Source organism: Ruegeria sp. D6 (assembly GCF_056534365.1).
This window is the reverse complement of the sequence record NZ_JBQFPH010000005.1, coordinates 79,145-91,954: the sequence shown is the minus strand read 5'-3', so window position 1 is coordinate 91,954 and position 12,810 is coordinate 79,145. Positions and strand designations below refer to the sequence as shown.

Here is a 12,810-nt window from a genome sequence, read left to right as displayed (position 1 = left end):
ATGCAAGGTCTACCAACATGAAAGCCGACTACGACACACTCGCCAAAACCATAGCCGCCTTGACCGACGGTGAAACCGACGAGGTTGCATTGATGGCTACGGTGGCATGCGAAGTGCATCACTCGGACGACCGATTCGACTGGACGGGATTTTACCGCGTAACTGAGCCCGAAGTGCTAAAGATCGGGCCTTATCAGGGGGGGCATGGCTGCCTAGTAATCCCTTTTGAACGCGGTGTGTGTGGTGCGGCTGCCCGTTCAGGGCAAGTGCAATTGGTTTCGGATGTAGATGCTTTCCCCGGCCATATCGCTTGTGCGTCATCCACTCGGTCCGAGTTGGTTCTACCGGTGCGGGATGCGAATGGTAACGTGATCGCTGTCTTTGATATCGACAGCGACCAGCCCGACGCGTTTACCAAAGATGATGCGACCGCACTTGGTGCTATTCTAACGGATGTATTTGCGCGTTAGAGGGTTCCGACCTATCGCAAAAATGCGCCAAGATCTCGGGACATAATCAGATAGCAAAGCCCGGCCTGAAACGCTGTGATCGTGTATAGCCAAGCCGAGAAACCGCGCTTGCGGGTCTTGTGCCCGAAGATCCAGCGACCCAGTAGCGCGGCCAAGCTGCCACCTAGTGCCGCCAACCATAACAAGCGCCGCTCGGGGATGCGTCGCCTTCTACGGCGCGCGCGCAGCTTATCCCAGCCAAACGCCATCAAAGTCAGGGCATTAATGGCCCAAAGATAGATTACGGCAATCCACATGGACCGTGCATAGCCAACTAAATTTGCAGACCCAAGTGAAAAAATGCTTGGAAATTTCACCGATTCGAGGCACCGTGAAAAAGTAACAGAAAATTTCACGCAGACTCGGAGCGCAACTTGAATTCGCAAGCCCCTCATAGCGCATCCCTCGGTGCCGATCTGCGCGCACTGCGCAAGGCGCGCGGGCTGACTCTGACTGAGATCGCCAACCGATTGGATCGGTCCGTTGGCTGGCTCAGCCAGGTCGAGCGTGACATGTCCGAGCCATCGATTTCGGATCTACGCCAGATTGCCGAATGTCTGGGTGTGCCGATGTCGATGCTGTTTGCCCATTCCGCTGCGCCGGTGGATGAGCAAGGGTATATTGTGCGGGCAGGGTCCCGTCGCCCGATGGGCTCTGGCGAAGAAGGGTTGATCGAAGAACTGCTTTCGCCTGACCTGACCGACGATTTCGAGATGGTGCATTCGACCTTTGAGCCGCATTCGCAGATGCAGACCCCGGCAAACCGGCCGACGCAGGAAGTCGGCTATATAGTTTCAGGCCGTCTGGAACTGACGATCGGCTCGCGCCGCTTTCAGGTCGGCCCCGGCGATAGCTTCCGGATCAAGCACGAGCCCTACACTTGGTCCAACCCCTTTGATGAGCCCGCTGTGGCCATCTGGGTTATCGCCCCACCGGTGTACTGATGAGTTTCGAGGCCTGGACCATATTCGCTTTGTTCTGGGTGGTGTTCGTGACCACCCCGGGGCCGAATGCGGTTAATTGCATCTCAAATGGGATGAGCCTGCCATTCCCAAAAGCTATGCTGGGTGTACTGGCTATTCTAACGCAGGCAAGTGCGTTCCTGATCCTCTCGGCAGTGGGGATCACTGCGTTGATTGCCGCGTCGCCAACAGGTTTCTTTGTCGCCAAGCTGATCGGGGCCGGGTTTCTGATCTGGATGGGCATTCGCGGTTGGATGAACGCAGCGAAACCCGCTCCGGCGTCAGAGCGTCCGGCGCGGCATGTTTACTTTCACGCGTTGGCTGTTGCCACGATCAACCCCAAAAGCGTCGCAGGATACCTTGCGGCGTTTTCGCAATTTGTGCAGCCGAATGTACCCATCTGGCAGCAGATGGCGGTGATCATGCCGACGGCACTGGTCATCACGACGCTCAGCTATACCGGGTTCACCTCGCTGGGGGCGCTGATGGGCAAGGCTGCGTTGGGGGCGGTGTTCAATATCTGGGTACGCCGCGTGATGGCGACCTGTTTCATCATTTATGGCGTTTTGCTGGGTGCCAGTTCGACGCCGACAGCGAGGGGATAAAGACATGCATACCGGTTCCTGCCTGTGCGGCGCGGTCGCTTTTGTTGTTGACGGAGACCTCACGCCACCAAATGCCTGCCATTGCGGGCAGTGTCGCAAACAGTCGGGTCACCTGTGGGCCTCGACCGTTACGCAACAGGACAATCTCAGCTTTACCACCAGCGAAACGCTGGGCTGGTATCGCGCCTCTGACATTGCCAAGCGCGGATTTTGCCGCGCTTGTGGCTCGTTCCTCTTCTGGCAGCACAATGACGAGGACACGATCGCAATTTCCGTGGGCTCATTGGATGAGCCGACCGGGTTGAAACTCGCCCAGCACATCTTCGTTGCGGACAAGGGCGATTACTATGACATCAAAGACGACCTGCCCCAGCGGGCACACTAATAGGGAACCAAACACATGAGTGATTTTCCAACCAAGGCCCGTGTGGTCATCATCGGCGGCGGCGTTGTGGGCTGTTCATCGCTGTATCATCTGGCCAAGAAGGGCTGGACGGATTGTGTTCTGCTGGAAAAGAACGAACTGACCGCAGGCTCGACATGGCACGCGGCGGGTAACGTTCCGACGTTTTCGACTTCGTGGGCGATCATGAACATGCAGCGCTATTCGACCGAACTGTATTCGCGCCTCGCGGACGAGGTCGACTATCCGATGAACTACCACGTTTCCGGGTCAATTCGTCTGGCGCACAGCAAGGAGCGGATGCAGGAATTCGAACGGGCCATGTCTATGGGCCGCTATCAAGGCATCCCGATGGAGATGTGGACACCGGAAGAGGCCAAGGAACGCTATCCTTTCCTGGAGACCCATGATCTTGAAGGCGTTCTGTATGACCCGACCGATGGTGACATTGACCCGGCGCAGCTGACTCAGGCTCTGGCCAAGGGAGCGCGGGATATGGGGCAAAAGATCATCCGATTCTGCCCGGCAACCGGTGTGACACAGCAGGACGACGGCACATGGACCGTACATACCGAAAAGGGTGATATTGCCTGCGATTATGTGGTGAACGCCGCCGGTTACTATGCGCAGCGCGTAGGGGAATGGTTCAAACCCTTTGGCGGCCGCACCGTCCCGGCCATGGTCATGAGCCATCAGTATCTGCTGACTGACGAAGTTCCCGAAATCGAAGCGTGGTCAAAAGAAAATGGTGGCAAGAAGCTGCCGCTGCTGCGCGATGTCGATATCTCGTACTACCTGCGGCAAGAGAAGAATGGCTTCAACCTTGGCCCTTATGAGCCTAATTGCAAGGGCCACTGGATGACCGAGGATGACCCGATGCCCGAGGATTTCAGCTTCCAACTGTGGAACGATGATCTGGACCGGATCGAGGATATCGTCACCGATGCAATGGAACGGGTTCCGCTGATGGCAACCTCGGGCGTTGGTCGCGTCATCAATGGCCCGATCCCCTATGCGCCAGATGGTCTGCCGTTGATTGGCCCGATGCCGGGTGTGACAAACGCGTTCGAGGCTCATACCTTCACTTTCGGTATCGCCCAAGGTGGTGGTGCAGGCAAAGTTCTGGCCGAATGGATCGTCGATGGTCACACCGAATGGGATATGTGGGCCGTCGATCCGCGTCGTTACACCGACTACACCGATCAGGACTACTGCAATCAGAAAGGGATGGAAGTCTACGGCAACGAATACGCCATGCATTTCCCACATCACGAATGGCCTGCCGCACGCGACAAGAAGGTCTCGCCTGTGCACGCCAAGGTCAAGGAATTGGGCGGTGTCATGGGCGCGTACAACGGCTGGGAACGCGCAAACTGGTTTGCGCAAACCGGCGATGACACGTCACTGGAAGCCACCCATACCTGGGGACGTTCGGGCCCCTGGGAGCAACGGGTCAAAGAAGAATGCGAAGCCGTGCGCGATCACTGCGGGGTGCTGGATCTGCCGGGCTTCTCGCGGTTCTGGATACAAGGCGAGGGGGCGGATGACTGGCTGCGTGGCTTCTGTACCGGAGGTATCCCTAAAGCAGGGCGCATGAATCTGATCTATGTCTCGGATGAAAGAGGGCGCATTTTGACCGAGCTGTCCTGTATCCGTCTGGCTGAGAACAATTTCGTCCTAATCACTGCTGCCACGGCACAGTGGCACGATGGTGATTTGATCCGCAATTCGGTGCCCGAAGGTGTGACCGTTCGGGAAACCACAACCGAGCGCGACACACTGATCGTGACCGGACCGATGACGCGGAATGTATTGTCCGGCATCACCGATGCAGATTTGCAGCAAGGGTGGCTGACCCACCAATTCGCCAAAGTGGCCGGGCAGGATGCCTTCCTGATCCGTGTATCTTTCGCGGGTGAGTTGGGTTGGGAAATCCATGCTGAAAATGATGCGATGCCCGCCATCTACGAAGCTGTGCTGGCTGCCGGAGCGAGACCCTTTGGCATGTATGCGTTGAATTCGCTGCGGATCGAGAAAGGCTATCGCGCGTGGAAAGGCGACCTAAGCACAGATTACTCTCTGCTGGAAGGTGGTTTGGGGCGCTTTGTCAAGCTCGATAAACCACAGGATTTTGTTGGCAAAGCAGCCATTCAGAACGAAAAACAGCAAGGCGTTAAAAAGTCCTTTGTCACTCTGATCGTGGACGCAGGTGAGGTCGATGCGCCTTACATGTCCTGCATCTGGAGCGGTGATGAGATCGTGGGTGAAACCACATCGGGTGCGTGGGGGTATCGCATTGGTGCCTCGGTCGCGCTGGGCATGGTGCGCGCAGATCTGGCTGTCCCGGGAACTGAGCTAGAGGTTGAAATCTACGGACAGAAATGTCGTGCTGTTGTTCAGGAGGATCAGCCGCTCTGGGATCCTGCAAATGAACGGTTGAGGGCCTGACCCCTACGACAGAAAGGCGCTGATATGACCCGGCAGATGGAAGGCGTATATCTGACTGGCCATGGAGGTCCTGAGGTGTTGGAATGGCGGGAAGACGTCCCCGTTCCGACCCCCGGTCCAGGGCAGGTTCTGGTGCGCGTCGCCGCTGCCGGGGTCAACAACACCGACATCAACACGCGGATCGGCTGGTACTCGTCGGATGTTACAGAAGCGACGGATGCGGTAGATCAGCAGGTTGAGGCCGGCGGGTGGGGAGGTGCGCTGCACTTTCCCCGCATCCAAGGCGGTGATCTGTGTGGGATTGTTGAAGAGATTGGACCGGGGGCAGCGTTCAAGCCCGGCCAACGCGTGACCTGTCCTATCAACTTGCCACGCCCGGGGCCGGGTAGACCGCATGGTTTTATCGCGCTTGGTTCAGAAATCGACGGAGCGTTTGCCCAATACTGTCTGGTCGATAGCAATGATCTCTATGATGTGACCGCCTCGCCCCTATCAGACGTGGAAATCGCCGCTATTCCCTGCGCGTTTGGGACCGCAGAAAACCTGCTGACTCGCGCTGGTGTGTCGGCAGGCCACACAGTGCTGATTACAGGGGCTTCAGGCGGTGTGGGCCTCGCCGCGGTCCAGCTCGCGGCGCTACGAGGAGCGACGGTCTGGGGGGTGACAAGCGCTGCCAAGGCGGATGTGGTCAAAGCGCAGGGGGCGTCGGCAACCTTTGAACGGGATGCGCAGCTGCCGAAGGATATGTTCGATGTCGTCATCGATGTGGTGGGCGGCTCGGCTTGGCCCGATCTCATACTGGCGCTGAAACCCGGCGGGCACTATGCGGTGTCAGGTGCAATCGCTGGCCCCATCGTCAGCGCCGATTTGCGAGACATCTATCTGCGCGACATCACAATCCATGGCTGCACCCATCAGCCTCCCGAAGTCTTTGGCCGACTTGTTGTGCTGATGAATGCAGGTCGGATCAGGCCTTTGGTCTCAAAAACCTACCCGTTGCGTGACATTGTTCAGGCGCAAGAGGATTTTATGTCCAAGACCTTGCCCGGGAAACTGGTATTAATACCGTGAAAGGGGGGTAGATGGCTGACATTACGCTTTTAGATGGTTCGATCGGGCAGGAACTGGTGAAACGCAGCGGTGACCAGCCCACGCCTTTGTGGTCAACGCGGGTGATGATCGACAAACCTGACTTGCTGACCGAAGTTCACGCGGCCTATTTCCGCAGTGGCGCGACGATTGCCACCACGAATACCTATGCCATTCACCGCTCGCGGCTGGTGCGTGAGGGGATCGAAGACCAGATGCCACTTCTGATCGAGGCTGCTCTTTCGCGGGCCGAGCAGGCTTGCGCGGGAACTGACGGTCGTATCGCTGGTGCGCTTGGTCCGCTTTTGGCCAGCTACCGGCCCGATCTGAACCCCGACCCAGACGATGCGGCTGAAAAATTTGCCGAGCTGGCTCAACTGATGGCAGACCGGGTTGATCTATTCCTGATCGAAACCGTGTCCTCGGTTCTGGAAGCCGAAGGTGCGCTTCGCGGTACCGAGAATTGCGGCAAACCCGTCTGGCTGGCAATGTCGGTTATGGATGATGACGGCACGCGATTGCGGTCAGGCGAAGCGCTGGAGGACATCGCCCCGCTTGTTGCGCGTTACGCCCCCGAGGCCGTTTTGATCAACTGCGCGCGCCCGGAAGCGATTCCGGCTGCACTGGAGATCATCGCAAAGCTGGGTCGCCCGTTCGGCGCTTATGCCAATGGCTTTACTGGTATCAAAGACGGTTTTTTGAAGGATGCCCCGACGGTTGACTCTCTGGAAAGCCGTCATGACCTAGACCCTGACGCCTATGCGCAGCATGCCATGGGCTGGGTGGCGCAGGGCGCGACGATTGTTGGCGGTTGCTGCGAAGTTGGGCCAGATCATATCGAAACCCTTGCCGACAGTTTGCGTGCGGCCGGGCACACAATTGTTTGAGTGTGCCTCATGTCGATCCGCAACAAATCTGAACGGCGAAAAGATCGGGATCAGCAGCATTTCGATATTCTGGTTGCACCCGGTTTCGTGTTGCTTGAATTGGCCTCGTTGGTCGATGTGTTGCGCCTGGCTAACCGGGTTTGCGCGCATCCTCCGTTCACATTCACTTACCGGTCCCGAAAGGGGGGGCCTGTTGAAAGCAGCAGTTGCGCGACGGTGTCGACCGAAACCATACCTGCGCAGCCCGATGCGGATTATCTGTTTGTGATCGGAAACTCGGATCCGGATCAGCCAGAGCTTTCTTTAGGTCGCGTCGTGCCCGACTATACGTACCGGGGAGCCCAGGTCTTTTTGCTGGCCGAAGCGGCAAGCAGGTACATCGATGAAAACGGCGCTGATCATATGGCAACCCATTGGGAAAACGCCTCTTTCTTACGCGAACGTGGCGCGCGGTTTGAGGCCAAGCTTTCAATTGCGACCGAACAGGGTTCGGTGGTCACCTGCGCGGGAATGGAGGCAACGACGGATGTGGCACTGGCGGTGATTGGGCGGTACATTTCGGGTGCCGCCAAGATGACAGTTGCGGATATCATGCTGCACGAGAACATCCGCGATTTCTCATCCATGCAGCCGTTTTCGGGCGCTCGGAATACAGCCACAGGTGACGCAAAGCTGGATCAATGTATCAAGCTGATGCAGGCGAATATCGAAGAACCGTTACCGATCAATCAGATCGTTGACATGTTACACGTGTCGAACAGATCGCTTGAGCGCAAGTTCAAGGCAACTTTCGCAACCACTCCAAACGGATTCTACCGAGAAATGCGCTTGGCCAAAGCCAACAACCTGCTTTTGAACACAACGATGAGCGTGCGGGAAATCGGCTTGGTGTGCGGCTTTCCAAACGGGTTCTCATCCGTTTACAAAAGCGTCTTTGGCGTCACTCCGTTTGTTCTGAGACGTCAAAAAAGACGTGCAGAATATAGGTGATTTTCGCGATTGAGATGACGTTTTTGACGCTTTTTTTGTCGATCCTTCATGGCATTTTGCAAAAAACCTGAGACAGCGGAGACATCAGGATGGTTGATCTTCCCACCAAGGCCCGTGTGGTCATCATCGGCGGCGGCGTCATCGGATGCTCGGTCGCGTATCACCTTACCAAGAAAGGGTGGACCGATGTTGTGCTGCTTGAGCGCAAGCAACTGACCAGCGGCACCACATGGCATGCTGCAGGTCTGATTGCGCAGCTGCGCGCGACCGCAAACATGACCAAGCTGGCTAAGTACAGTCAGGAACTATATGGCGCACTTGAGGAAGAAACTGGCGTTGCCACAGGGTTCAAGCGTTGCGGATCGATCACGGTGGCGCTGACTGAAGAGCGCAAGGAAGAGATCTATCGTCAGGCCGCCATGGCACGTGCTTTCGGGGTTGAGGTCGAAGAGATCGGCAATGATCGTGTGCAAGAGCTGTATCCCCATCTCAACCTCGAAGGGGTCAAGGGGGCGGTTTATTTGCCTTTGGACGGGCAGGGTGATCCAGCGAATATCGCTCTGGCTTTGGCTAAAGGTGCGCGTCAGCGCGGTGGTGTCGTCAAAGAACGTGTGAAAGTCACCGACATCGTCAAGCAGGGTCGTAAAGTCACCGGCGTGGACTGGATTGCGGACGATGGCAGTTCCTCGGGCCATATCGAATGCGACATGGTGGTGAACTGTGCGGGCATGTGGGGCCACGAGGTTGGTAAGATGGCAGGTGTGAACGTGCCGCTTCACGCCTGCGAACATTTCTATATCGTGACCGAAGGGATCGACGGGCTGACCCAACTGCCGGTGCTGCGCGTACCGGATGAATGTGCCTACTACAAAGAGGATGCCGGAAAAATCCTGCTGGGCGCGTTTGAGCCAAATGCAAAACCCTGGGCGATGAACGGCATCCCCGACAGTTTCGAATTCGACCAGTTGCCAGAGGATTTCGATCACTTTGAACCAATACTCGAAGCGGCCTGCAATCGGATGCCGATGTTGGCCGAGGCGGGGATTCACACCTTCTTTAACGGCCCCGAATCCTTTACGCCGGATGATGCCTATCACTTGGGACTCGCCCCCGAGATGGATAACGTTTGGGTCGCTGCAGGGTTCAACTCGATCGGTATTCAGTCGGCGGGTGGTGCCGGTATGGCACTGGCCGAGTGGATGGACTCGGGCGAGAAACCGTTCGATCTGGGCGATGTTGACATCAGTCGCATGCAGCCGTTTCAGGGCAACAAGCAGTACCTCTTTGAACGTTCGAAAGAGACGCTCGGCCTGCTTTATGCCGACCACTATCCCTATCGCCAAAAGGCCACCGCGCGCGGTGTGCGCCGGACACCGTTTCACCACCACTTGATCGAGCAGGGTGCCGTGATGGGCGAATTGGCTGGGTGGGAGCGCGCCAATTGGTTTGCCCACGAAGGGCAGGAACGGGAGTATCAATACAGCTGGAAACGGCAGAACTGGTTCGAGAATTCGGCTGCCGAACACCGTGCCGTGCGCGAAAATGTAGGCATGTATGACATGTCGTCCTTCGGCAAAATCCGCGTCGAAGGGCCGGATGCCGAGAAATTCATGAACTATATCGGCGGCGGCGATTATTCAGTGCCCAATGGCAAGATCGTCTACACCCAATTCCTAAACCGTAGCGGTGGGATCGAAGCAGATGTCACGGTCACACGGTTGACTGAGACCGCCTACCTGGTCGTCACCCCCGCGGCGACCCGATTGGCGGATCAGACCTGGATGATGCGTCATGCAGGCGGCTTCAATGTGGTCATCACCGATGTCACCGCTGGCGAGGGCGTTTTGGCCGTCATGGGGCCGAATGCACGTGCATTGCTTGAAAAGGTTTCGCCCGCTGATTTCTCGAACAGGACCAACCCCTTTGGCACGGCGCAACAGATTGAGATCGGTATGGGTCTCGCTCGCGCCCACAGGGTGACCTATGTGGGTGAGCTTGGGTGGGAGATCTATGTGTCGTCCGACATGGCAGGTCATGTTTTTGAGGCGCTGCACGAAGCCGGACAAGATATGGGCCTGAAACTCTGCGGCATGCACATGATGGACAGTTGCCGGATCGAGAAGGGTTTTCGCCATTTCGGTCATGACATCACCTGCGAGGATCACGTGGTCGACGCGGGATTGGGATTTGCCGTCAAAGTGGACAAAGGCAGCGATTTCATCGGTCGCGAGGCGGTGATGGCCCGAAAGGAAAGCGGGCCCAAGAACCGGCTTGTCCAGTTTAGACTGACTGATCCCGAACCACTGTTGTTCCACAACGAACCAATCGTGCGCGATGGTGAATATGTAGGTTACCTTAGCTCGGGCAATTATGGTCACACGCTGGGTGGTGCCATTGGTCTGGGCTATGTGCCCTGCGAGGGCGAAAAGCCTGCAGACGTGCTGGCCTCGACCTATGAGATCGATGTCTGTGGTGTGAAAGTCCAGGCAGAGGCGTCGTTGAAACCGATGTACGATGCGAAATCCGAGCGGGTCAAAGTCTAGAAAACATCGACAGGGGTAGGCTCTGCCCCACCGTCCGTAACGGGCGACGCGCGCGAGAGTATTTTTGGCCAGATCAACAAGGGATCACCTGCTCATCTGGCCAACAATATCCATGAGCGTGAGACAGCGCTTCGCATATAGGTTGGCTGCAGAACGCGCGACCTATCAGAAACTTTGATGCCCTGCTTCACAGTTTTGATAGTTCCCAAGCCCATCTGATTTGCCGTAGAGAAACACGGTATCAGTCGGAGACTCGCTGTGGCAGACACCCGCGTACCACCAAACAATACCGATACGCCCAAAGGGCTGGCGTTGGCTGTGATGGCCTATGTGCTTTGGGGCTTCCTGCCACTTTACATGAAAGCAATGGAGCATATCGGCCCGATCGAGGTAGTTGCGCATCGGGTGATCTGGTCGGTGCCGGTGGCCGGGCTGCTGCTGATAGCGCTCGGGCGGACCGGCGATCTGAAAACTGCACTTCGCAATCCCAAAATGTTGGGTATGGCGGCAATTACAGCGGCGCTGATCTCAGTCAACTGGGCGATTTATGTCTGGGCGATTTCATCGGGGCATGCGCTGGACGCGGCTTTGGGCTATTATATCAACCCTTTGTTCAGCATTGCGTTGGGTGCGATATTGCTGCGCGAACCCCTGAACCGAACACAGTTGGTTGCGGTCGGGTTGGCCGCTTTGGGGGTGTTGGTACTGGTGTTTCAGGCGGGAAGCTTACCCTGGGCGGCTTTGGGCCTGATGTTCAGTTGGGGGTTTTATGCGTTCTTCAAGCGCTCCCTCCCGATCGGGCCCAACCAAGGGTTTTTGTTGGAAGTCCTGATTCTACTGGTACCCGCCCTGGCCTACGTCACCTGGCTTGGAACAAGTGGTGCCGGGCATTTTGGAGCAGCCGTGTCAGACACTGCGCTGCTTGCGGGCGCGGGGCTGGTGACTGCAATTCCGTTGCTGCTTTATGCCAATGGGGCCAAACTGGTGCGTCTGTCGACGATGGGTATCCTGCAGTACATCGCGCCCACGATGATTTTTATCACCGCGATCACGTTGTTCGGAGAGCGTATTGATCAGGCAAGATTGATCGCGTTCCCCCTGATCTGGGCCGGGTTGATTGTATATTCGATCCCGATGATCCGGCAAATACGGTCTCAGGCCTAGCGAATGAGCTGGGCAAGCTGTTCCGCCCAGATTGCAAAGGCCTTGGGACTTGGATGATATCCGTCCGGCGCGGCGAGCGCCGGGTCATCGGGCAGGTTCAGCGCCAGATGTGAAACTTGCGGATATGCTGCAGCCACCTTCTGCAAGCCGTGATCCAGCCTTGCAGCCTGTTGCCCCAAAAACCAGGCCAGAGGCTGAGGCAGAGCGGGAAAACGCGCCATCTGAGGAACCGCAGACACGATCACCTGCCGGGCTTTCATCGGCCCGGTCAGAAGGTCCAATAGGCGTGCTTGGTGGTCCTCAAAGCTCTGTCTACTTACCGCTCGGGTCACGTCGTTCACACCCAGCGCCGTTATGGCCACATCAAACTGTTCGGAAAGCCCTTGCAGCTGCTCAATTGTGTTTTGAGTGGTATGCCCGGTGGCCGCCTCAAGCCGCCATTCCACGGTATAACGCTTTGCCAATCGGCCGACCAGTTGCCCGGATAGCGCCTGGCCTTGTGTGCCCGCCCCAACGCCAGCGGCCGAGCTGTCCCCAGTGATCAACAAGCGCAGTCTGGGCCCGCGCCCTGCACACCCTTGGCGGGGACCAGTCGGTTCTGGCAGAAATTGCGCATTGCGTCTTACCGCGAACCCCTGAATGGCCAGAATAGGCAAAAGCGGAATTCTGAGAATCTGATCGGCGGCAACAGGCAAAGGAACCGTTAGCTCAGCGCATCTTTGAACTTTAGAAAGCGCGCATCTTTCATGACTCGTGCCATCATGGCTTCGCGCAAGGCTCCGACGGTCTTGTAAGGACGCATGACGACCTCAAATTCCTGAATAAGTCCGTCTGCGTTCAGCGTGATCAAGTCTACACCCACGGCGTCCAAGGCACCGACTTTGCATTGAAACTCCAATGCCCAATCGTCGCCGTCGCCCATGATCCGACGATACTGAAATTCGGAAAACACCTGACCCACATGACCCAGAACCGCTGCAACAGGTTCACGCCCGGTCCAGGTGCTGTAGTAAGTGGGTGGTGAAAACCGCACATCTTCGGCCAGCAACTCTTGGATCAGGCCTTCATCGCCTTTGGCCACCACTTCTTGCATTCGTTTGATCGTCGGGTGCATACCGTCTTCCCTCTTGTTGACCAAAGAGTTGCTGAACCTTTTCACTCACGCAAGGACGACGTTGCGGGAGGGGGCCGCCTGAGATAGGCAAGCGCG

Annotated in this window: 13 protein-coding genes; 10 read left to right on the top strand and 3 right to left on the bottom strand. The window is 57.1% G+C overall.

Annotated features, from left to right (window positions below; genetic code table 11):
• Positions 1-17 precede the first annotated feature (17 nt).
• A complete protein-coding gene (locus ACR0A1_RS16440; protein WP_480567892.1) occupies positions 18-470 on the top strand; it encodes a GAF domain-containing protein in 453 nt (150 codons plus the stop codon).
• Between the two features lie 11 nt (positions 471-481).
• Here the strand turns inward: ACR0A1_RS16440 and ACR0A1_RS16435 are convergent, their stop codons facing one another.
• Complete coding sequence (locus tag ACR0A1_RS16435; protein WP_170406651.1) at positions 482-766, bottom strand: DUF1294 domain-containing protein; 285 nt, start codon at positions 764-766, stop codon at positions 482-484.
• A gap of 117 nt (positions 767-883) precedes the next feature.
• Between ACR0A1_RS16435 and ACR0A1_RS16430 the strand changes: the two genes are divergently transcribed.
• The 9 genes from ACR0A1_RS16430 (at position 884) to rarD (ending at position 11,600) form a co-directional block, all read left to right on the top strand.
• Complete coding sequence (locus ACR0A1_RS16430) at positions 884-1,453, top strand: helix-turn-helix domain-containing protein (protein WP_480868397.1); 570 nt, start codon at positions 884-886, stop codon at positions 1,451-1,453.
• Entirely contained in the window at positions 1,453-2,076 is a 624-nt protein-coding gene (locus ACR0A1_RS16425) for a LysE family translocator (protein ID WP_170646731.1), read from the top strand. The genes ACR0A1_RS16430 and ACR0A1_RS16425 overlap by 1 nt, the downstream gene beginning before the upstream one ends.
• 4 nt (positions 2,077-2,080) lie before the next feature.
• Entirely contained in the window at positions 2,081-2,461 is a 381-nt protein-coding gene (locus ACR0A1_RS16420; RefSeq protein ID WP_170406643.1) for a GFA family protein, read from the top strand.
• 15 nt (positions 2,462-2,476) lie between these two features.
• A complete protein-coding gene (locus ACR0A1_RS16415) occupies positions 2,477-4,927 on the top strand; it encodes a GcvT family protein (protein ID WP_480868394.1) in 2,451 nt (816 codons plus the stop codon).
• A 24-nt stretch (positions 4,928-4,951) separates the two neighbouring features.
• Entirely contained in the window at positions 4,952-5,998 is a 1,047-nt protein-coding gene (locus ACR0A1_RS16410; protein ID WP_170514794.1) for an alcohol dehydrogenase family protein, read from the top strand.
• Between the two features lie 11 nt (positions 5,999-6,009).
• Positions 6,010-6,903 carry a homocysteine S-methyltransferase family protein gene (locus ACR0A1_RS16405; protein ID WP_170514791.1) on the top strand — a complete coding sequence of 298 codons (894 nt, stop codon included), beginning with the start codon at positions 6,010-6,012 and terminating at the stop codon, positions 6,901-6,903.
• Positions 6,904-6,912: 9 nt separating this feature from the next.
• Complete coding sequence (locus ACR0A1_RS16400) at positions 6,913-7,893, top strand: GlxA family transcriptional regulator (RefSeq protein ID WP_480868392.1); 981 nt, start codon at positions 6,913-6,915, stop codon at positions 7,891-7,893.
• An 89-nt stretch (positions 7,894-7,982) separates the two neighbouring features.
• Positions 7,983-10,436 carry a GcvT family protein gene (locus tag ACR0A1_RS16395; RefSeq protein WP_480868390.1) on the top strand — a complete coding sequence of 818 codons (2,454 nt, stop codon included), beginning with the start codon at positions 7,983-7,985 and terminating at the stop codon, positions 10,434-10,436.
• A gap of 258 nt (positions 10,437-10,694) precedes the next feature.
• Positions 10,695-11,600: an EamA family transporter RarD gene (gene rarD / locus ACR0A1_RS16390; protein WP_170398771.1), complete on the top strand. Its 906-nt coding sequence runs from the start codon at positions 10,695-10,697 to the stop codon at positions 11,598-11,600.
• Here the strand turns inward: rarD and ACR0A1_RS16385 are convergent.
• Together ACR0A1_RS16385 and ACR0A1_RS16380 are read right to left on the bottom strand one after the other, a co-directional pair.
• On the bottom strand, positions 11,597-12,148 hold the full coding sequence (locus tag ACR0A1_RS16385; protein ID WP_480868388.1) for an SGNH/GDSL hydrolase family protein: 552 nt from the start codon (positions 12,146-12,148) through the stop codon (positions 11,597-11,599). The two genes, rarD and ACR0A1_RS16385, sit on opposite strands and share 4 nt — an antisense overlap.
• 155 nt (positions 12,149-12,303) lie before the next feature.
• A complete protein-coding gene (locus tag ACR0A1_RS16380; RefSeq protein WP_170398766.1) occupies positions 12,304-12,714 on the bottom strand; it encodes a nuclear transport factor 2 family protein in 411 nt (136 codons plus the stop codon).
• Positions 12,715-12,810: the final 96 nt, after the last annotated feature.

Excerpts from the sequence above, each read along its gene's own strand:
- ACR0A1_RS16380 (WP_170398766.1), bottom strand. The coding sequence starts at position 12,714 with ATGCACCCGACGATCAAACGAATGCAAGAAGTGGTGGCCAAAGGCGAT.
- ACR0A1_RS16395 (WP_480868390.1), top strand. The coding sequence starts at position 7,983 with ATGGTTGATCTTCCCACCAAGGCCCGTGTGGTCATCATCGGCGGCGGC.
- ACR0A1_RS16400 (WP_480868392.1), top strand. The coding sequence starts at position 6,913 with ATGTCGATCCGCAACAAATCTGAACGGCGAAAAGATCGGGATCAGCAG.
- ACR0A1_RS16440 (WP_480567892.1), top strand. The coding sequence starts at position 18 with ATGAAAGCCGACTACGACACACTCGCCAAAACCATAGCCGCCTTGACC.
- ACR0A1_RS16415 (WP_480868394.1), top strand. The coding sequence starts at position 2,477 with ATGAGTGATTTTCCAACCAAGGCCCGTGTGGTCATCATCGGCGGCGGC.
- ACR0A1_RS16420 (WP_170406643.1), top strand. The coding sequence starts at position 2,081 with ATGCATACCGGTTCCTGCCTGTGCGGCGCGGTCGCTTTTGTTGTTGAC.
- ACR0A1_RS16435 (WP_170406651.1), bottom strand. The coding sequence starts at position 766 with ATGTGGATTGCCGTAATCTATCTTTGGGCCATTAATGCCCTGACTTTG.
- ACR0A1_RS16410 (WP_170514794.1), top strand. The coding sequence starts at position 4,952 with ATGACCCGGCAGATGGAAGGCGTATATCTGACTGGCCATGGAGGTCCT.
- ACR0A1_RS16425 (WP_170646731.1), top strand. The coding sequence starts at position 1,453 with ATGAGTTTCGAGGCCTGGACCATATTCGCTTTGTTCTGGGTGGTGTTC.
- ACR0A1_RS16405 (WP_170514791.1), top strand. The coding sequence starts at position 6,010 with ATGGCTGACATTACGCTTTTAGATGGTTCGATCGGGCAGGAACTGGTG.